Origin of the sequence: Escherichia sp. MOD1-EC4550 (assembly GCF_963876935.1) — a bacterium.
In the GTDB taxonomy this organism is placed as follows: domain Bacteria; phylum Pseudomonadota; class Gammaproteobacteria; order Enterobacterales; family Enterobacteriaceae; genus Escherichia; species Escherichia coli_F.
Window position 1 is genome coordinate 112,747 of sequence record NZ_CAWNSE010000016.1, and the last position, 18,001, is coordinate 130,747.

General features: G+C 50.5%; 23 protein-coding genes and 1 pseudogene. 5 read left to right on the plus strand and 19 right to left on the minus strand.

The genetic code is table 11. The features are described from left to right. Window positions 1-24: 24 nt before the first annotated feature. The 3 genes from rpsR to rpsF are packed head-to-tail and all read right to left on the minus strand — an operon-like array spanning window position 25 to window position 973. Window positions 25-252 carry a 30S ribosomal protein S18 gene (gene rpsR, locus AACU19_RS13685; protein WP_000135199.1) on the minus strand — a complete coding sequence of 76 codons (228 nt, stop codon included), beginning with the start codon at window positions 250-252 and terminating at the stop codon, window positions 25-27. 4 nt (window positions 253-256) lie between these two features. Further along, on the minus strand, window positions 257-571 hold the full coding sequence (priB, locus tag AACU19_RS13690; protein WP_001296681.1) for a primosomal replication protein N: 315 nt from the start codon (window positions 569-571) through the stop codon (window positions 257-259). 6 nt (window positions 572-577) lie between these two features. Beyond that, the gene (gene rpsF / locus AACU19_RS13695) at window positions 578-973 is read right to left on the minus strand and encodes a 30S ribosomal protein S6 (protein ID WP_001216676.1); all 396 of its coding nucleotides are present in this window, start codon (window positions 971-973) and stop codon (window positions 578-580) included. A gap of 327 nt (window positions 974-1,300) precedes the next feature. On the opposite strand from rpsF, the gene yjfY reads away from it, so the two are divergent. Next, complete coding sequence (gene yjfY, locus AACU19_RS13700) at window positions 1,301-1,576, plus strand: DUF1471 family protein YjfY (RefSeq protein WP_000492917.1); 276 nt, start codon at window positions 1,301-1,303, stop codon at window positions 1,574-1,576. A gap of 128 nt (window positions 1,577-1,704) precedes the next feature. Here the strand turns inward: yjfY and ulaF are convergent, their stop codons facing one another. The 6 genes from ulaF to ulaA are packed head-to-tail and all read right to left on the minus strand — an operon-like array spanning window position 1,705 to window position 6,111. Next, window positions 1,705-2,391 carry an L-ribulose-5-phosphate 4-epimerase UlaF gene (gene ulaF, locus AACU19_RS13705; protein ID WP_088541521.1) on the minus strand — a complete coding sequence of 229 codons (687 nt, stop codon included), beginning with the start codon at window positions 2,389-2,391 and terminating at the stop codon, window positions 1,705-1,707. Further along, window positions 2,391-3,245, minus strand: coding sequence for an L-ribulose-5-phosphate 3-epimerase UlaE (gene ulaE, locus AACU19_RS13710; protein WP_000949498.1), 855 nt, complete (start codon window positions 3,243-3,245; stop codon window positions 2,391-2,393). Before ulaE ends, ulaF begins: the two co-directional genes overlap by 1 nt. 9 nt (window positions 3,246-3,254) lie before the next feature. Then, window positions 3,255-3,905, minus strand: coding sequence for a 3-keto-L-gulonate-6-phosphate decarboxylase UlaD (gene ulaD / locus AACU19_RS13715; RefSeq protein WP_000056740.1), 651 nt, complete (start codon window positions 3,903-3,905; stop codon window positions 3,255-3,257). Between the two features lie 13 nt (window positions 3,906-3,918). Continuing rightward, entirely contained in the window at window positions 3,919-4,383 is a 465-nt protein-coding gene (ulaC, locus tag AACU19_RS13720; RefSeq protein ID WP_000776505.1) for a PTS ascorbate transporter subunit IIA, read from the minus strand. A gap of 9 nt (window positions 4,384-4,392) precedes the next feature. After that, the gene (gene ulaB, locus AACU19_RS13725) at window positions 4,393-4,698 is read right to left on the minus strand and encodes a PTS ascorbate transporter subunit IIB (protein ID WP_000218362.1); all 306 of its coding nucleotides are present in this window, start codon (window positions 4,696-4,698) and stop codon (window positions 4,393-4,395) included. 15 nt (window positions 4,699-4,713) lie between these two features. Continuing rightward, window positions 4,714-6,111, minus strand: coding sequence for a PTS ascorbate transporter subunit IIC (gene ulaA / locus AACU19_RS13730; protein WP_000404886.1), 1,398 nt, complete (start codon window positions 6,109-6,111; stop codon window positions 4,714-4,716). A gap of 354 nt (window positions 6,112-6,465) precedes the next feature. Here ulaA and ulaG point away from each other — a divergent pair, with 354 nt between their 5' ends. Then, window positions 6,466-7,530, plus strand: a complete 1,065-nt coding sequence (gene ulaG / locus AACU19_RS13735; protein WP_001353507.1) for an L-ascorbate 6-phosphate lactonase — start codon at window positions 6,466-6,468, stop codon at window positions 7,528-7,530. A 107-nt stretch (window positions 7,531-7,637) separates the two neighbouring features. After that, complete coding sequence (ulaR, locus tag AACU19_RS13740; RefSeq protein ID WP_000133631.1) at window positions 7,638-8,393, plus strand: HTH-type transcriptional regulator UlaR; 756 nt, start codon at window positions 7,638-7,640, stop codon at window positions 8,391-8,393. Here the strand turns inward: ulaR and yjfP are convergent. Further along, complete coding sequence (gene yjfP / locus AACU19_RS13745) at window positions 8,390-9,139, minus strand: esterase (RefSeq protein ID WP_088541524.1); 750 nt, start codon at window positions 9,137-9,139, stop codon at window positions 8,390-8,392. The two genes, ulaR and yjfP, sit on opposite strands and share 4 nt — an antisense overlap. Before the next feature lie 181 nt (window positions 9,140-9,320). Here yjfP and bsmA point away from each other — a divergent pair, with 181 nt between their 5' ends. Next, complete coding sequence (gene bsmA, locus AACU19_RS13750) at window positions 9,321-9,650, plus strand: biofilm peroxide resistance protein BsmA (RefSeq protein WP_000254636.1); 330 nt, start codon at window positions 9,321-9,323, stop codon at window positions 9,648-9,650. Between the two features lie 148 nt (window positions 9,651-9,798). Further along, complete coding sequence (gene yjfN, locus AACU19_RS13755) at window positions 9,799-10,074, plus strand: DUF1471 family protease activator YjfN (RefSeq protein WP_000811566.1); 276 nt, start codon at window positions 9,799-9,801, stop codon at window positions 10,072-10,074. Window positions 10,075-10,223: 149 nt separating this feature from the next. Here the strand turns inward: yjfN and AACU19_RS13760 are convergent, their stop codons facing one another. The 9 genes and pseudogenes from AACU19_RS13760 to rlmB form a co-directional block, all read right to left on the minus strand. Continuing rightward, the gene (locus tag AACU19_RS13760) at window positions 10,224-11,849 is read right to left on the minus strand and encodes an isovaleryl-CoA dehydrogenase (RefSeq protein ID WP_105279046.1); all 1,626 of its coding nucleotides are present in this window, start codon (window positions 11,847-11,849) and stop codon (window positions 10,224-10,226) included. Window positions 11,850-11,932: 83 nt separating this feature from the next. Beyond that, window positions 11,933-13,096, minus strand: a pseudogene (locus tag AACU19_RS13765) (glutathionylspermidine synthase family protein). Window positions 13,097-13,098: 2 nt separating this feature from the next. Continuing rightward, a complete protein-coding gene (locus tag AACU19_RS13770) occupies window positions 13,099-13,737 on the minus strand; it encodes a DUF1190 domain-containing protein (protein ID WP_105279047.1) in 639 nt (212 codons plus the stop codon). A 9-nt stretch (window positions 13,738-13,746) separates the two neighbouring features. Beyond that, window positions 13,747-14,145, minus strand: a complete 399-nt coding sequence (locus tag AACU19_RS13775; RefSeq protein ID WP_000547753.1) for a DUF350 domain-containing protein — start codon at window positions 14,143-14,145, stop codon at window positions 13,747-13,749. Window positions 14,146-14,162: 17 nt separating this feature from the next. Beyond that, a complete protein-coding gene (locus AACU19_RS13780) occupies window positions 14,163-14,822 on the minus strand; it encodes a YjfK family protein (RefSeq protein ID WP_000200290.1) in 660 nt (219 codons plus the stop codon). Then, window positions 14,819-15,889, minus strand: coding sequence for a potassium channel family protein (locus tag AACU19_RS13785; RefSeq protein ID WP_000466338.1), 1,071 nt, complete (start codon window positions 15,887-15,889; stop codon window positions 14,819-14,821). Before AACU19_RS13785 ends, AACU19_RS13780 begins: the two co-directional genes overlap by 4 nt. Beyond that, complete coding sequence (locus AACU19_RS13790; RefSeq protein WP_105279048.1) at window positions 15,889-16,587, minus strand: PspA/IM30 family protein; 699 nt, start codon at window positions 16,585-16,587, stop codon at window positions 15,889-15,891. Before AACU19_RS13790 ends, AACU19_RS13785 begins: the two co-directional genes overlap by 1 nt. 18 nt (window positions 16,588-16,605) lie before the next feature. Continuing rightward, window positions 16,606-17,007 carry a YjfI family protein gene (locus AACU19_RS13795; RefSeq protein WP_105279049.1) on the minus strand — a complete coding sequence of 134 codons (402 nt, stop codon included), beginning with the start codon at window positions 17,005-17,007 and terminating at the stop codon, window positions 16,606-16,608. Window positions 17,008-17,133: 126 nt separating this feature from the next. After that, the gene (gene rlmB, locus AACU19_RS13800; protein ID WP_001293282.1) at window positions 17,134-17,865 is read right to left on the minus strand and encodes a 23S rRNA (guanosine(2251)-2'-O)-methyltransferase RlmB; all 732 of its coding nucleotides are present in this window, start codon (window positions 17,863-17,865) and stop codon (window positions 17,134-17,136) included. Window positions 17,866-18,001 lie beyond the last annotated feature (136 nt).

An 18,001-nucleotide genomic window follows, 5' to 3' on the forward strand; every position in this document is an offset into this window, starting at 1 on the left:
GTCGTATTAATGGACCGTGACCGATTACTGATGGCGATCAGTGTACGGCAGCAGGGACAGGTAGCGAGCGCGTTTGATAGCGCGAGCCAGCTGACGCTGGTATTTTGCACGGGTACCGGTGATACGGCTTGGGACAATCTTACCGCTTTCGGTGATGTAGTTTTTCAGCGTAGCGATATCTTTATAGTCGATCTCTTGAACGCCTTCCGCGGTGAAACGGCAGAACTTGCGACGACGGAAATAACGTGCCATATGGCTAGTCTCCAGAATCTATCAATTCAATCTGCTCGGCATGCAAAACCATTTTGCTCAGACCGTTCTTTGCCTTGTGGCATGAAATGAACCCCTGAACGGTTATGCGACTGCCGACCGTTATACTGTGAGTAATGGCCTGGTTTTCGTGTCCGCTAACAATAACGGGCATTTGACACCACGCCTGCCGGTGAAAGCCGGCTTCCTCCTGCACAGAACGATGCTCAAGCACGAACTGGCAGTGAGGAATTCCTGATGGACTGACCTTTCGAAGGGGAGTCCTGCACACGGTGCCGGACAACACCAGACGGTTGGTCATCAGAAATTACTCTTCAGAATCCCCAGCTTCAGCATCATCAGCGGTTTCGTTTGCGAAATCATCGCGACGCTCACGGCGCTCGTCTTTCGCTTTAACCATCGGAGATGCTTCGGTAACAGCGTGCTTGGTACGCATAACCATGCTGCGGATAACGGCATCGTTGAAGCGGAAGGTAGTTTCCAGCTCATCGATCACTTCCTGCGGAGCTTCAACGTTCATCAGAACGTAGTGTGCTTTGTGCAGTTTGTTGATCGGGTAAGCCAGCTGACGGCGGCCCCAGTCTTCCAGACGGTGGATCTTGCCTTCTGCACCAGTGATGGCAGCAGTGTAGCGCTCGATCATGCCCGGAACCTGTTCGCTCTGGTCAGGATGGACCATAAAAACGATTTCGTAATGACGCATCGAATTGCTCCTTACGGATTATTCAGCCTCCTGTCTGGGTCAGCCGAATCCCGGGGAGGCAAGGAACGTGTTAAAGGTCGGCTGAAAAATGACGCGTTATAGTACTGACATACCCCGTTAAACTCAAGGCCAGCCGACAAATAAATCTCATCTTTCACCAAATCGTACTAACACGCTGATTTGAAGTTCATCACACTTCATCATGGTGTTTTTTTGAACAACTGCATCAGAAATGGTCACCATCAACTTCTTTATCATTGATTAAAATTAAATCAGAAGATCACCACAAGAGGAGAGCACACAAAGTCAGCCGTCGAGGAGGTATCTATGTTCAGCCGTGTTTTAGCACTTCTGGCTGTGCTTTTGCTAAGTGCAAATACATGGGCAGCCATTGAAATTAATAACCACCAGGCCAGAAATATGGACGATGTGCAAAGCTTAGGCGTGATTTATATCAATCATAATTTCGCCACTGAAAGCGAAGCGCGTCAGGCATTAAATGAAGAGACAAATGCGCAGGGCGCAACGTACTACCACGTGATTCTGATGCGGGAACCGGGGAGTAACGGCAACATGCACGCCAGCGCGGATATTTATCGCTAGCACCAGGTATAACCAACGAAACATTGCCATAGTTTGCTTTGCCCCCTTCTCAGGGGGCTTTTTTTGAAAAACGGCTGCGGACTTAGACCAGTTATCTCCCGAAGAAGGAAATTTCCGCAGCGCGTGTTTTACTTCTGCCCGTAATAGGCGTTAGGACCGTGCTTCCGCATGAAATGTTTATTCATGAGATAGCTGTCGATGTGATTCAGTTGTGGGTTAATGCCGCGGGCAATCCACGCCATTTTCGCCACTTCTTCCATCACCACCGCGTTATGCACCGCATCGTGAGCATCTTGCCCCCAGGCGAATGGCCCGTGCTGATACACCACAATTCCCGGCGTATGCAGCGGCTCGGCGTCACCCAGCGTTTCGATAATCACTTTGCCAGTGTTTAGCTCGTATTCCCCCTGCACTTCTTCTTCACTTAACCCACGCGTACACGGGATATCGCCAAAGAAGTAGTCAGCGTGCGTGGTGCCTAATGCCGGGATCGCCAGCCCCGCCTGCGCCCATGCGGTGGCATGCGTGGAGTGGGTATGGACAATGCCGCCAAGCGACGGATAACGGCGGTAGAGTTCAAGATGCGTCGCAGTGTCGGAAGACGGACGATACTCCCCTTCCACCACCTTGCCGCTAATATCAACCACCACCATATCGTCTGCTTTCATGGTTTCGTAGGCGACACCGCTGGGCTTGATCACCACCAGCCCGCGTTCGCGGTCAATGGCGCTGACGTTACCCCAGGTAAAGGTCACCAGCCCGTAACGCGGCAGATCCATGTTGGCTTCAAATACCTGCTGTTTCAGCTTTTGCATTATGCCGCCTCCACCATGCCTGCTTTAGCCATGCGCGCTTTCACCCAATCACGCGCTTTCGCCACTTCTGCCGCCGGGTCTTCCGCCGTTTCGCTCCACATCTCAATCAGGTACGGCCCGCAATAGCCACTCTGTTTGAGCGTTTCAAAGCAACGTTCGAAATCCACTACGCCTTCGCCAAATGGCACGTTTTTGAAGACGCCTGGTTTAGTGTCTTTCACATGCACCGCAACGATGTGCCCGATTCCGGCCTGCAATTCCATCTGCACGTCGTTATCCCACGCCGATAAGTTGCCGATATCCGGGTAGAGCTGGAACCACGGGTTGTTAAGATAGTGCGCGTAACCCAGCGCCTTGCTGATGGAGTTCATCAACGGGTAATCCATGATCTCCATCGCCAGCGTCACCTGCGCGCGGCTTGCCATCTCAACGCTCTCTTTCAGGCCGTCACGGAAACGACGACGCGTTTCGTTATTGGCTTCCTGATAGTAAACGTCGTAGCCCGCCAGTTGGATCACGCGAATACCGACATCCTGGGCGAACTGGATAGCTTTGCGCATAATCTCCAGCCCCTGCGCCCGCACTGCGTCATCTTCGCTGCCCAGCGGGAAACGACGATGAGCAGAAAGGCACATGGACGGTACGCGCACGCCGGTTTCAACAATCGCGTTCACCAGCGCCAGACGCTGCTCGCGGCTCCAGTCAAGGCGCGAGAGGCGATCGTCCGTTTCATCTACCGACATCTCGACAAAATCGAAGCCTAACGTTTTTGCCAGTTGCAGCCGTTCCAGCCAGCACTCCCCGGCGGGGAGCGCTTTTTCGTAGATGCCAAGCGGGATTTGTTTGGACAACATATCCGCTCCTTAGCCCCACAGTTCGGCGATGGAACGTTTGAACTGACGCGCGGCTTCAACCGGAGAGGCGGCATCACGGATACTACGCCCAGCGATAAACACATGAATCGGAATGCCTTTGAACAGCGGCAGGTCTTCCAGCGCCAGGCCACCGGTGACGGTGACTTTGAAGCCCATATCGGAAAGACGTTTGATCGCGGTGATATCCGCTTCGCCCCACGCCACGCCTGCGGCCTGCGCGTCACGGCTGCGGTGATAAACCACCTGCTGGATACCTGCGTCGCGCCACTGCTGCGCCTGTTCCCAGGTCCAGTAACCGGTCAGTTCGATCTGCACGTCGCCATTAAACTCTTTTGCCACGTCCAGCGCGCCTTTGGCGGTGTTGATATCTGCACAACAAATCACGGTCACCCAGTCAGCGTTGGCTTCGAAGCACATACGAGAAAGGATTTTTCCGGCATCGGCGATTTTGGCGTCTGCCAGCACGATTTTGTGCGGATAAAGCGCTTTCAGATCGCGAACCGCACGCACACCTTCGCCCACGCACAGAATGGTGCCCACTTCGATAATGTCGACTTCTTCGGCAATCAGGCGAGTGGTTTCGTAGGCGCTAGCCATAGTCTGGTTGTCCAGCGCGACTTGCAACATCGGTAATGACATTTTCAATTCCTTCTTAAGCAGCCGCGTTGGTGCGGTCAATGAGATCCAGGACTTCCTGCTCAGTACGGCAGGCGCGTAAACGGTCGAAATTCTCTTCATCTTCAAACAGGTTGACGATCTGCATGATGCCCACTTCCTGATGCGTGTTGGCATCGACCGCCGCCATCGTGATGAGGATATCCACCGGGTCGTTATCTTCGTGGTTGAACTCCAGCGGCTTTTTCAGCGTCACCAGCGCAAAGCCGGTTTTCTTAACGCCCTCTTCCGGGCGACCATGCGGCATTGCCAGGCCCGGTGCGAGCACAAAGTACGGGCCGTGCTGTTCAACCGCATCCAGAATCGCCTGGTAGTAACGCGGCTCGACAACATCCGCCGCCACCAACAGGTCAACGCCGATTTTCACTGCGTCCTGCCATGTCTCAGCTTCAGCCTGCAGACGGATAGATTTATTCTCCGCCAGCGAATCACGTAATTTCATAGCGCGCCCTTACTTCACGTCCTGCGGGAAATGTTCTTTGATCACTTCCAGCAGTTTCGGGCCAAAGTCAGCAGGAGAGAGCATGTTGCGCACGCCAACGACATATTTGTTGCCGGTCACGGTGATTTCGCCCGCGATGTGCGTAGAAGCGATGATGATATCCGCGCCGCTCAACTCGCTTTTGTATTCACCAACCGCGCAGCTGTTTACCGTGTGGTCGATGTTCGACTGGGTTAAAAACTGGTCCACTTTCATTTTCATGATCATGGAACTGCCTTGTCCGTTACCACACACAGCCAGAATACGTACGGTCATAATCAAAACTCCTTATTAAGCAGACTGTTCTGCCAGTTGTTTTTCTGCATCTTCTTCTGCGCGCAGCGCGCGGCCAGCGAAGAACATATAAGCCAGTGCAATGACAATGATGACGGCCATAAAGGCGATGCCGATGGAGAAGAAGCCCTGCATCATCGGTGGTGCCAGAATCGACCAGTCCGCCATGCCCATCCAGGCGCTCATACCGGTGAGTTTCACCGCCCAGACGCAACCAAAGATTTCAATCATCCCCATCACCAGACAAATCTTCAGCGCCGCGCGCCAGCCACCGAAGTGATTAGCAAACACGCCAATAGTGGCGTTAGAGAAGAACATCGGGATAAAGCCAGGGATAATCAGAATGGAAGAGCCGCAGGCGACCAGGATGCCAACTGCAATCAGTTGACCGATGGTGCCCCACATAAAGCCCCAGACCACAGCGTTCGGCGCGAAGCTATAGATGGCCGCACAGTCAATCGCCAGAACCGCACCGGGGATCAGGCGCTGGGAGATACCGTTAAACGCTTCAGAGAGTTCCGCCACAAACATGCGCACGCCCTGAGTGATGATGAAGATCGCCACCGCAAAGGAGAAACCGGTTTGCAGGATGTACACCGTCCAGTTCACTTTACCTGCCATCGCCTGCACGGTGTCGATACCGAAGGAGAGCAGAATGGCACCAAAGAAGATGGTCATGACAATCGCCGTGGAGACGATGTTGTCGTGGAAAATGTTCAGCCAGCCAGGCAGTTTGAGGTCTTCAACGCTCTCCTCTTTTTTGCCGAGGAAAGGCGCAACTTTATAAGCAATCCATGATGCAAACTGCTGCTGGTGACCGATGGAGAAACCACAGCCGTCCGTCACTTCCTGAGTCGGCTTATACATCATGTTGGAGGTAATACCCCAGTAGAGCGAAACCAGAATCGCGGTGCAGATAATGGTGGTCCACATGGAGTAACCAAAGATAAACAGCGTAACGGCAATCAGCCCCGCCTGCTGGAACATGATATGACCCGTCAGCATGATGGTACGAATACCGGTAATGCGACGCAGCAGCACGTAACAGATGTTCAGCGCCAGAGCCAGTAACACCGCGTAACCCACCCAGCTATAGGCATCGCCCATGCGCTCGATAGTTGCCATCATCGATGCGTAGGTATCTGAAATCGCACCGTTGATACCGTAGACTTCCGACATTTTCGCCACCACCGGTTTGAAGGTGCTGGTCAGGATGCCGGACCCGGCCTGCAACAACATGAAACCAATAATGGTTTTAATCGTACCTTTGATAATCACGCTGACGCTTTTGCGCAGCAGGATATAACCCAGACAGGTCACAATACCCAGCAGTAACGGGGCATTGGTCATGACCTGGTTAAAAAACACGGTAAAGATGTTGTAGAGGATCTCCATAACGATCTCCTGAAGAAGAGGTAACCGGGTATTCCACACACCCGGAATGTTGTGCACTCACTCTAATTTTCAAAAGTAATCACAACAAGATTATTTATGATTAAATGTGACGCGACCCGCAAATAATTCCACATAGAAAGCGTGGAATTCACACAATGCAAAACTTATTAATTAAAATTCATGTAGTTAATTAAATATCACAATCCTTTTCATCTTTAATGCCTTAAAATCAACAACTACTCATCAGGCAAAAAGTCAAAAAATGGTCATTGCCTTCCTGAAAAAATAGTGTCAGGATTAATCAAAACCAATCAAATATTGATTCAAATTGAACTATCATGAAGGTAAATGGCGATGAGTAAAGTGAAAAGTATCACCCGTGAATCCTGGATCCTGAGCACTTTCCCGGAGTGGGGTAGCTGGTTGAATGAAGAAATTGAACAAGAACAGGTAGCTCCTGGCACATTCGCGATGTGGTGGCTAGGCTGCACCGGGATCTGGCTGAAATCGGAAGGTGGCACCAACGTTTGCGTCGATTTCTGGTGTGGTACTGGCAAACAAAGTCACGGTAACCCACTAATGAAACAGGGTCACCAGATGCAGCGCATGGCTGGCGTGAAAAAACTGCAACCGAACCTGCGTACCACCCCATTTGTTCTTGATCCGTTTGCGATTCGCCAGATCGACGCGGTACTGGCAACTCACGATCACAACGATCATATCGACGTCAACGTCGCTGCTGCCGTGATGCAGAACTGCGCTGATGACGTGCCATTTATCGGGCCGAAAACCTGCGTGGATTTGTGGATTGGCTGGGGTGTGCCGAAAGAACGTTGCATCGTGGTCAAACCGGGCGATGTCGTTAAAGTGAAAGACATTGAAATTCATGCCCTTGACGCGTTTGACCGTACTGCACTGATCACTTTGCCTGCCGATCAAAAAGCGGCTGGCGTACTGCCAGACGGCATGGACGATCGCGCGGTAAACTACCTGTTCAAAACGCCGGGCGGTACCCTGTATCACAGTGGCGATTCCCACTACTCTAACTACTATGCGAAGCACGGTAACGAGCATCAGATCGACGTGGCATTAGGTTCATACGGTGAAAACCCACGTGGTATCACCGACAAAATGACCAGTGCTGATATCCTGCGTATGGCAGAAGCGCTGAATACAAAAGTGGTTATCCCGTTCCACCATGATATCTGGTCAAACTTCCAGGCCGATCCGCAAGAGATCCGCGTACTGTGGGAGATGAAAAAAGATCGCCTGAAGTATGGCTTCAAGCCGTTTATCTGGCAGGTTGGCGGTAAGTTTACCTGGCCGCTGGATAAAGACAACTTCGAGTACCACTATCCACGCGGTTTTGACGATTGCTTCACCATTGAACCGGATCTGCCGTTCAAGTCGTTCCTGTAATCTGTCGTTTATACCGGATGGCGTGGAGAAGTTCGCGCTATCCGGCGTAGTATTTCCTGGCTATTTCAAATATCATCTAAAAAAATCAAATTTTATCGGAATAGCTCATGACTGAAGCACAAAGACATCAAATTCTCCTGGAAATGCTCGCACAATTGGGCTTTGTGACCGTTGAGAAAGTCGTTGAGCGTCTGGGAATTTCGCCTGCTACCGCTCGACGCGATATCAATAAACTTGACGAAAGCGGCAAACTGAAAAAAGTGCGCAATGGCGCAGAAGCCATTACCCAGCAGCGCCCACGCTGGACGCCGATGAATCTGCATCAGGCGCAGAACCATGATGAAAAAGTACGTATCGCTAAAGCAGCCTCGCAGCTGGTGAATCCCGGCGAAAGCGTCGTCATCAACTGCGGTTCCACCGCGTTTCTGCTTGGGCGGGAAATGTGTGGCAAGCCAGTGCAAATCATTACTAATTATCTACCGCTGGCGAATTACCTGATCGATCAGGAGCATGACAGCGTGATTATCATGGGCGGCCAATACAACAAAAGCCAGTCCATCACCTTAAGTCCACAAGGCAGCGAAAACAGTCTCTATGCCGGGCACTGGATGTTTACCAGCGGCAAAGGACTGACCGCAGAAGGGTTGTATAAAACTGATATGCTGACGGCAATGGCAGAGCAGAAGATGTTGAGCGTGGTAGGGAAACTGGTGGTACTGGTTGATAGCAGTAAGATCGGCGAACGTGCGGGGATGCTCTTTAGTCGTGCAGATCAAATCGATATGCTGATCACCGGCAAAAATGCTAACCCGGAAATCCTGCAACAACTGGAAGCGCAAGGGGTCAGCATTCTGCGTGTTTAAAGATGCTGGCGGAAAAATGTCACGGCAGCATCTAATGCCTCAGGCGTAATGCGGTGACGCACGCCTGGCTGCCATGAACAGGTTAGCTGTTTATCCCGTCCCGTCTCGCTTAAGGCCTGCTGCAAACGTAGTGATTCGTCGGCAGGCACGACGTCATCGTCAAGGCCATGCCACAGCAGTAGAGGTCTGTCACCAAGTTGTTCCAGGTGGTTTGTCGCTTCCCACTCTGCCAGCGGCGCGACAATGTTATTGAATTCATTCTGCTGTGCTGCCGTTTCAGGTATCAGCGGTGGAAACAGTGAACGGGCGAGCGATGTAAAATAGCCCGATCCCATCATGCTGGCGGTACATTTCACCGTGGGGTGGCGAGCGGTAATTCCCAGTGCCGTCATCGCGCCCATCGACGCGCCACCGACTGCCAGACGGTCAGCAAGCAGCCAGTTTTCTTCGGCTATTGCCGCACGTAAGGTAGTGAATTCCTGCATACTTTGTAGCAAAATTTGCCAAAATTGATTTAACCGCCGTGCTGCGTCGCCCCTAAAACGGCTACCGTGATCGGGCGCATCCGGCATGATCACCCGCAAACCAGCCTGCGCCAGCGCAACGGCAAAATAGCTATACACCAGACTGGACGAAGTAAAGCCGTGATAAAAAATCACGCACGGTAACGGGGTATCTTTTTGCCCGACAGGATAAGCATGAAGAACGGGAATATCTGCCAGCACGCGCGAGTCTATTTCAATCATCTGTCTCTCCTTTTTGTCTGGTATGACATGAAGAAATCCTTAGCACAAGTTTCTGCTGGCGGTATTAGTTCATAATGTTGAGATGTGGGTTACGCTTTCATCACGTTTTCATTCGAAAATCGCGTACCAGGTAACAATTCGGGAACATTCCCCCAAAGTTAAATTAATAAGGCACTACACTATGGTTAGCAGGAAACGTAATAGCGTTATTTACCGGTTTGCCAGTTTATTATTGGTGTTGATGTTAAGTGCCTGTAGCGCACTGCAAGGTACGCCACAGCCAGCACCGCCAGTAACGGACCATCCGCAAGAGATTCGCCGCGACCAGACGCAAGGGTTACAGCGAATAGGTAGCGTAAGCACGATGGTTCGGGGTTCTCCGGATGACGCATTAGCAGAAATCAGAGCGAAAGCTGTCGCTGCAAAAGCTGATTATTACGTTGTCGTCATGGTGGACGAAACCATCGTGACAGGACAGTGGTATTCACAAGCCATTTTGTACCGTAAATAAATCAGACAACTTACATAGTCAGCTTTACATTGCTTTGCGTCCCTATGCGTTTACCTGTGCACAATAAATTACCAGCTGGAAGCTCGGGCGTTTATTACCGCGATGGAATGCCCTGCAACATGTGGGGAAACGAAAAATGGAGCTGACGATGAAACAATTACTTGCCTCACCCTCGCTGCAATTAGTGACTTATCCTGCGAGCGCCACGGCACAGTCTGCAGAATTCGCCAGTGCTGACTGCGTGACAGGCCTGAATGAAATAGGTCAGATCTCGGTTAGCAATATTTCAGGGGATCCGCAGGACGTGGAACGTATCGTGGCGTTAAAGGCTGATGAACAAGGTGCGTCATGGTACCGCATTATTACCATGTACGAAGACCAGCAGCCTGATAACTGGCGCGTACAGGCGATCCTGTATGCGTGAGTGTCATCTACAGCAAATGAACAATGCCGGATGCGGCACCTGTGCCTTATCCGGCCAACAGTTCCTGAAATTTCATTGTGTTAGTTGATAACACGTAATGCTGCTGTTGCCATTATAAGACGCGCTAGCATCACATCTGGCTGACTCGTTTATAAACATACTCCCCCCGTCGCCCGCAGCAATAAATCATTCTGGATCTGCTCTGACAACCGCACGCCGCCGCGCGTATCAAACATCATCTGACACCACGCCTGCGCCATTGGCGGAGAGGCATATTTCAACATTTGCGCGCCGCAACCCAGCAGGAATAGCTGACGAGTAATCTCTCGCCCCATTTCTTCAGCTGGCTTACGCAGTTGCTGCTGCAAACGACGAACCGCGCGATCAAAATAGCGATCCTGCCCTTTCACTTCCATAAACGCTTCCGACAGTAAGTCGTATACACCCGCCTGCTTATTAAGAACGCGCAATACATCCAGGCACATAATATTGCCAGAACCTTCCCAGATGCTGTTCACCGGCATTTCCCTGTAAAGCCTCGGCAGCTCGCTCTCCTCGCAATAACCAATACCGCCCAGCACCTCCATCGCTTCGGCCACAAACGGCATACCACGTTTGCAGATAACAAATTTCGCCGCAGGCGTAAATAAACGCGCCCACAAGGCTTCTTTGGCATCGGCACGCCGATCCCACGCTCGCGCAAGACGAAACAGCAACGCCGTTTGCCCTTCAAGCTGAAGTGCCATGCGACTTAAGACATGACGCATCAGAGGCTGTTGGATCAATGGATTACTAAAAACATGGCGTTGATGGGCATGATAAATCGCCAGCGAAAATGCACGGCGCATCATGGCATGGCTACCCAGGGCGCAATCAAAACGCGTCATCCCACCCATTTTTAGGATCAGACGAACTCCTTCCCCTTCCTGCCCCAACAACCAGCCAATGGCATCCTGAAACTCCACTTCGCAGCTGGCGTTAGAGCGATTACCCAGCTTATCTTTCAGCCGCTCGAGGCGAATCGCGTTGCGTTGCCCGTCAGGCAAAAAGCGCGGCACAAAAAAGCAGGACAAACCGCCCGTAGTCTGCGCCAGCACCAGATGCGCATCGCTTTGCGGCACCGAGAAAAACCATTTATGCCCCACCAGCCGATAAGAGCCATCGTCCAGTCGCTCTGCGCGGGTGGTGTTGCTCATGACATCGGAACCGCCCTGCTTTTCCGTCATTCCCATGCCAATCAACAAACCGCGTTTTTGCCCACCTGGCAATAAGTGGGAATCGTAGCGATCGCTCAACAGCGGCGTGGTCCAGTCCTGAAACGGCGCGGGTAACATCTGTAACAGCAATGGCGTGGCGGCAAAGGTCATGGTTATCGGACATAACGACCCTGCCTCAACCTGTGCGTGCAACATAAAACGCGCCGCGCGCGCCACAAATGCGCCGGAGCGAGCGTCTTCTTCCCAGGCAAGATTGTGCACCCGATTGGTACATAGCGCCTGCATCAGCAAGTGCCATGCGGGGTGAAAACGCACATCGTCCAGACGGCGTCCTTGCGCATCGTAGCGCAATAATTCGGGCGGATTCACATTCGCCAGTCGCCCCAGTTCAAGGGATTCAGCCGTTCCTAACTGCTGACCAATACTGGCGAGAAAATCGCTATCCCAGCCAGCACCTTCACGCGTTACCGCTTCGCAGAGTGCGCCATCAGACAGGTATAAGTTGCTGTTATTTAATGGTATAGGTTGATTAAAAACGGTGTGAGTTTGCCAGTGCACTGTGTCTCCCTCCATCAATGGCAGTCACCCTTAGTATGGTCACTGCCATGGATTCCTGACAGAAAGAGATTGCTAAAACATTCTTATCCAGCAATGTAATGCGGAACGAAACGTGAGGTGTCTTTGGTGATCAGCGTGTTATCTTCACGGATCCCCATTCCGCACGCTTCATCATCGACAATCCAGCTACCGATGAGTGTGTAGCTATCGCCAAATCGCGGAAGAGGTTGAAACGCCTGATAGATCATCGGTTCATCGGCGTAATCACCCTCAGCGTGGTCAACGACGTTATTCTGACCGTCGAAAATGGTGACGTTTCCGCCTTCGCGTGAGTAGATCGGTTTACGCACATAGCTTTCGCCAGCGGCAATCTGCGGTTTTTCGCCCTCAAACCAGGATGCAAGAAGGTTAGGATGACCAGGAAAGAAGCGCCAAAGCAGCGGCATTAGCCCTTTGTTGCTCAAGATACTTTTCCATAACGGCTCCACCCATTGCTCGCGGCGCTTGCGCAGCAGCGGACCGTTATCGTCACGCATCATTCACTCCAGCGGATACAGCTTAAATGCACGCTGGATGACATTATCATCAAGATCGGTCAGCACACCGCCGACGCCCAAACCGAGATCTTCAATGTAGATAAACCGTGACTCCTGCCCAGCCTGCTGAGCGCAGTCCTGCAAGTACAGCACAGTACTCCTGTCTTCGTCGGTATCCTGACAACAGCAGAAATAAAACGGTTCCCGACTGTAAAGCTCGCTAAAACGCGAAATCAGGCGTTCCTGAATGGCATTGTACTGATCGGCATCACGCGGAATACTGCCGCTACGCCGCGCATCTTCCAGCCACAGCCACTGGAAATAAGCCGACTCATACAATGAGGTCGGCGTATCGGCGTTGTACTCCAGCAGCTTCACCGGCGCATTACCACACCAGGCAAAATCCATCCGACCATACAGCGAAGGATCGCGTGCGCGCCAGCTTTCAGCGATCACATCCCAGTACAGCGGTGGGATCGCCAGTTGCGTCAGGATCTCTTCGTCTTGAACCGCACGATCCACCACCTCAAGGCACATCTGATGCAATTCCGCAGTTGGTTTTTCGATCTGCTCTTCAATCTGGCGCAGGGTAAAGCGGTAAGCCCGACTCTCATCCCAATAGATTTCATTGTCGATGATATGAAAGTCGAAACCGTTGTCAGCGGCGATCTGGTCCAGATCCCGCCGTACAGGAACGTTGTGTCTCAGCATGCTTAGCCTCCCCAGTGCCCACGGGCGCTGGAAGAACGACCATAGCCGCCGCGAGAAACAGTTGACGCTTTTCTGGTGGTAAAGCCGCCCGAGGAGTAAGACTCTTTTTTGCCAGAACCGGAGCGCCAGGAGTAATCACCGGAAGTATTGCGCCAGACGGGGCGGGAAGCAAATGAGGATCCACCGCTGTTATAAACGAACGGCTCATCGCGATCTTTACGGATAACCCGGCTTAATAAAAATCCAGAAATGACCGGGATCCAACTCTGTTCAACATTGTCGTAGTAGCAATTTTCGTACTTAGACTGACAATTCTGCTGAGTCATATTCTTCGGAACATCGGCATAAAATGCCGCTTTGGCATTGTTCCAGCCATGAGCACAGATATCTGAATTATTACCGTCATCAATACAATCCTGCACTGTCGAGTAAAACGTTCCGTCACCGTCGTTATCGACATCACCACTATCGCCACAACCTTTCAATACAAAAAAAGCTGCACCGCCCATTAGCGCCAACGTTAAGTATTTTTGTGCGTAGCGATTGCGTCGCGGCTCAAAAGGATAATTAGGTCTTCCAATGCGACTGATCGCTCCGTGACCAATTTTACTGTTATTTCTTGATTTGCGTTTTCTGGCCATGATCGTCCATTACCATGTCATACAAGCTGCGTTAAAAATACCGCCAGCCAGCGCGGCGGTTCCCATAAACATTCCTGCTGCGGTATTGTGATTAATAATTTTTTCGCTTAATGCTGGCATATAAAGTCTGACGCCAGCAAAAACGAGTAACTGAATCACCAGTGCGATGCCGCCCCAGGCAAAATAATCCGGAATACTCACCGCATTGATTGCCGCACTAGATAATGGGATCACGTAACCCAACAATGTACCACTGAACGCCAGTGCCGCCGCGGTATTATTGTTTTTAATTAACTGCCATTCGTTGTGCGGTGTAATTTTGGAGTAGATAAACAGAAAAATAATCACCATAGCCACGCCAATAAAAAAATAGGCGCTAAAGGCAAGAAGTGAATCCAGTATATGCATCGTAAACGTCCTTGTAATTAACCAATAATATGAAGTGATGTCAGTGGGATATCAACACCCAGTGCGCGCGAAAATAACCACTCCGGCTCGCCGAGATCGTTAAAAGATTCCTCACCATTTAACAGCAAATATTCACAGGTATCTTCGGTCACCTGCCGTTCATAGCCCATGGTAAAATTATGCACTTCCCATTTGGCGTGGTTTTGATTTTCAACTTTTTCCAGCATATAGACGGGTTCGATATTCCCCGGTTCTTCGCTGTTAAAAAATCGCTGCCAGCGTTTTTCCTGCCAGTTTAAAGTCATTGCCCCCATCGCTTTGGCGTTGATCGCTTCGCGCCAGTGGCTCTCTTTGCTGATACCGTAGCTCTCTTCATAGACAAAGAGTTTTATATCATCAATGTCATCAATATCTTCGCCGCCGGTGGTATTGATTTGCAGAAATTCATCGCCCGAAGTGTAGTAGCGGAAAATCTGACTACCGCCGCCCAGATCGATGTGGCTGACAGCGGCTACCGTAAATTCTTCACCCGGCAGCGCAATCAGCAATTCATCTTCCAGCAAACGAAACGCTAACGTGTCGAGCGTAAAGCCGCTATTGAGATGAAGTCCCAGCGGGCCACGTGCGATTACAGGTTTATCATCCTTACCAAACAGATGCTTGAAAAAACTTGTCATATGCTTCCCTCAATGTCCTGCCATGCCACTTCTTCAGCCAAAATACGGTTATTGCCAATAAGATGCAGCCACATACCGCCTTTAACTTCCGTTGCAATGACTGGATTCAGTTCCATTCCCCTACCATTTTTACAACTGCTTATTCCCAGGACGGTGGCATCATGATGAAGTTTCATATAATGCATCAATGCGCCATAACGCATTGAGGTAACCCGTTCAGGAATCGGTAAAACAAACCCCGTATCCCCCAGCATTGGATTCATAATCGATGCCACTGATTGAGATGAACCGGGATCTTGTATTGAACGGGAAAGTTGTTCTGCTGAAATATTTCGCACTATTTCAATACGTTGACAATGAACCTCTAATAAACGAGCGTAGCGTTCATCTTCCAGATAAGCGACGATATGGCATCTTTCAGGAATAAAATCCGCCAGGGATAGTGCGGTCGTGAACGTCTGCTCATCTGTTTGCGAAAAGATGATGACACTTTGGCAATTTGCCAGTCCCATGCGGGTATGTTCATGCGGATCATTAAAATTACTAATACGAATGAAATCGACCCAATTATTTCCAGGCATCGGATGTTGAATATCATCCCGCTCACACAAAAGTACCCGGCCAAATGCTCTTCGGGAATCAAACAACAATAATGAAATCATCTTTTCAGTCTGATGCCCGCGCCATCCAATGACCAGCATATGGTTGCGCAAATTGCTGTAGTCGCCCATTCCCGTCATTCCTTTCGCCAATATGTCTTGCACTAATGCAATGACTTTTCCCATTAAAGCGCCAAATAAACCAACACTCACAGGAATCTGCCAGAGCGCTGTGAACAGACGTCCCCCCACCGTTTGGGGTGTGATATCACCAAACCCCAGCGTTGATCCCACAACCGAGCAGTAATAAATAAAATTACTAAGTTGACCTACCAACGCCTCTTCATGCAACGCAGTTAACACCAGATAACAAAACAGATACTGTCCTGTAAATAATCCAGTCAATGCCGGCCAGGTAAGCCTGGAAAGGTGACGTCGGCAGGTTTTAATGATCCATGAGAAGAACATTACTCGCCCTGTTGGCGTTGCAGTCTTGCTAATACATCCTGGGCGCTACTTTTATTGCTACCGCCAATTCCGGCTTCCGCCAGTTTTTCATCAAGATCGCGACCGTCTGCGACTTTTTCCAGCTGTGCGGCAGCATCCAGGCGGGCTTGACGTTCGGCCTGACGCGTTTGCAGACGCTTTAAGGATTCTGCCGCTGTCGAAACGCTGGAAGATGCGCCAACGGTAGAGGTCGTTACGGCCTGTTGTGCACGCTGCATGGCTTCAGTAGCTTTAACGACTTCCATTTGTTGCTCAAATTGAGCGATGCGCTGTGCTGTCGCTGTAACCGCTTTTTCCACGCCATTGCGAGAGACTTCCAGATTCGACAACACTTGCTCTTCAGCGGTAATGAGATTCTCAAGACGGGCGATTTCTTCAGCAACTTCGTTAATCAACGACGGATTAACATTCTTGCTTAACGCTTCCAGCGCACGAGCTTCCAGACTGGTTTTACGCTCACGTAAATCTTTCAGTTTATCGTTGCTCAATTTCACTCTTGCCAGTAGATCGACACGTGATTTACCGGCCTTATCCAGTTCTGCCTTGGCATCGCGTATATGCTGTTCAAGCATTCTAACGCCCTGTGCTTCTTCAATGGATTCTTCCGCTTGCGAGATCACCGATTTACCCAGCGTAAATAAAGTTTTTAAAATTCCCATAAATACCTGTCCTTGTAATTAGTGTGAATATTCTTCTGTAATTTCAGCAAGATCCAAAGCGTTATCTACCAGCGTGGTTATTTCCAGCAGGATATCTTCAAGAGAAGATTTAAGCGATAACGCCCCGAAAACAATGTAATACTCTTCCTGTTGCACGCTGGAGATCCCTACCGATGACAACGGCATCATCTTCTGATTTCTTAATAAGAAGGTATGAAATTCATCTGGATTGCTGATACTACTTACCGGACAAATAAAGGTTTCGATAATCATTTGGCGGGAAGTAAATAGAATATTGATTTGCAAATCGCCATAATCATTCATTTTAATAATTAATGCGTTTTCATTATTTGTTATATCAATATTTTGTTCAGGTACAGTTTGCAACGCCGTCGCCAGCGCCAACGGATTCCATGTCATATATTATTCCATAGTGATTAAGTTGAAATATTAATAATATAAATATTTGTAGCACGTAATTATCTTACCAGCTCCAGACAAAAAAAAACCATCCAAATATGGATGGTTTTTCATAATTCCGAGAAATTAGCTACGCTGGCGTACCGCTTCAAATAAGCAAATGCCTGTCGCCACAGAAACGTTCAGCGAAGAAACACTTCCTGCCATGGGGATACTGATCAACTCATCGCAATGTTCACGAGTCAGGCGACGCATGCCTTCACCTTCTGCGCCCATAACCAGTGCCAGCCGTCCGGTCATTTTGCTCTGATAGAGCGTATGATCCGCCTCTCCTGCCGTACCGACGATCCAAATATTCTCTTCCTGCAACATACGCATGGTGCGCGCCAGGTTAGTCACCCGAATCAGCGGAACGCTTTCTGCCGCGCCGCAGGCCACTTTTTTCGCCGTGGCGTTGAGCTGTGCGGAGCGATCTTTCGGCACAATCACCGCATGAACGCCAGCGGCGTCCGCGCTGCGCAGGCACGCGCCGAGGTTGTGCGGATCGGTCACACCGTCGAGGATCAGCAGGAACGGTTGATCGAGCGAAGCGATCAGATCCGGCAGATCGTTTTCCTGATACTGACGTCCTGGCTTCACACGGGCGATAATGCCCTGATGCACGGCACCGTCGCTTTTCTCGTCGAGATATTGGCGGTTTGCCAGCTGGATAACCACGCCCTGGGACTCAAGGGCGTGAATCAGCGGCAACAGACGTTTATCTTCACGGCCTTTTAAAATAAAGACTTCCTGAAAACGTTCAGGGGCGCGCTCCAGCAGGGCCTGCACTGCGTGGATGCCGTAAATCATTTCGCTCATTAATGTACTCGTTGTTTACGTTTTGCCTGATGCGCTACGCTTATCAGGCCTACATGATCCCTGCAATGTATTGAATTTGCGTGATTATGTAGGCCGGATAAGGCGTTCACGCCGCATCCGGCATGAACAAAGCGCA

Coding starts and splice junctions, on each gene's coding strand:
- rpsR (WP_000135199.1), bottom strand. CDS start 252: ATGGCACGTTATTTCCGTCGTCGCAAGTTCTGCCGTTTCACCGCGGAA.
- priB (WP_001296681.1), bottom strand. CDS start 571: ATGACCAACCGTCTGGTGTTGTCCGGCACCGTGTGCAGGACTCCCCTT.
- rpsF (WP_001216676.1), bottom strand. CDS start 973: ATGCGTCATTACGAAATCGTTTTTATGGTCCATCCTGACCAGAGCGAA.
- yjfY (WP_000492917.1), top strand. CDS start 1,301: ATGTTCAGCCGTGTTTTAGCACTTCTGGCTGTGCTTTTGCTAAGTGCA.
- ulaF (WP_088541521.1), bottom strand. CDS start 2,391: ATGCAAAAGCTGAAACAGCAGGTATTTGAAGCCAACATGGATCTGCCG.
- ulaE (WP_000949498.1), bottom strand. CDS start 3,245: ATGTTGTCCAAACAAATCCCGCTTGGCATCTACGAAAAAGCGCTCCCC.
- ulaD (WP_000056740.1), bottom strand. CDS start 3,905: ATGTCATTACCGATGTTGCAAGTCGCGCTGGACAACCAGACTATGGCT.
- ulaC (WP_000776505.1), bottom strand. CDS start 4,383: ATGAAATTACGTGATTCGCTGGCGGAGAATAAATCTATCCGTCTGCAG.
- ulaB (WP_000218362.1), bottom strand. CDS start 4,698: ATGACCGTACGTATTCTGGCTGTGTGTGGTAACGGACAAGGCAGTTCC.
- ulaA (WP_000404886.1), bottom strand. CDS start 6,111: ATGGAGATCCTCTACAACATCTTTACCGTGTTTTTTAACCAGGTCATG.
- ulaG (WP_001353507.1), top strand. CDS start 6,466: ATGAGTAAAGTGAAAAGTATCACCCGTGAATCCTGGATCCTGAGCACT.
- ulaR (WP_000133631.1), top strand. CDS start 7,638: ATGACTGAAGCACAAAGACATCAAATTCTCCTGGAAATGCTCGCACAA.
- yjfP (WP_088541524.1), bottom strand. CDS start 9,139: ATGATTGAAATAGACTCGCGCGTGCTGGCAGATATTCCCGTTCTTCAT.
- bsmA (WP_000254636.1), top strand. CDS start 9,321: ATGGTTAGCAGGAAACGTAATAGCGTTATTTACCGGTTTGCCAGTTTA.
- yjfN (WP_000811566.1), top strand. CDS start 9,799: ATGAAACAATTACTTGCCTCACCCTCGCTGCAATTAGTGACTTATCCT.
- AACU19_RS13770 (WP_105279047.1), bottom strand. CDS start 13,737: ATGGCCAGAAAACGCAAATCAAGAAATAACAGTAAAATTGGTCACGGA.
- AACU19_RS13775 (WP_000547753.1), bottom strand. CDS start 14,145: ATGCATATACTGGATTCACTTCTTGCCTTTAGCGCCTATTTTTTTATT.
- AACU19_RS13780 (WP_000200290.1), bottom strand. CDS start 14,822: ATGACAAGTTTTTTCAAGCATCTGTTTGGTAAGGATGATAAACCTGTA.
- AACU19_RS13785 (WP_000466338.1), bottom strand. CDS start 15,889: ATGTTCTTCTCATGGATCATTAAAACCTGCCGACGTCACCTTTCCAGG.
- AACU19_RS13790 (WP_105279048.1), bottom strand. CDS start 16,587: ATGGGAATTTTAAAAACTTTATTTACGCTGGGTAAATCGGTGATCTCG.
- AACU19_RS13795 (WP_105279049.1), bottom strand. CDS start 17,007: ATGACATGGAATCCGTTGGCGCTGGCGACGGCGTTGCAAACTGTACCT.
- rlmB (WP_001293282.1), bottom strand. CDS start 17,865: ATGAGCGAAATGATTTACGGCATCCACGCAGTGCAGGCCCTGCTGGAG.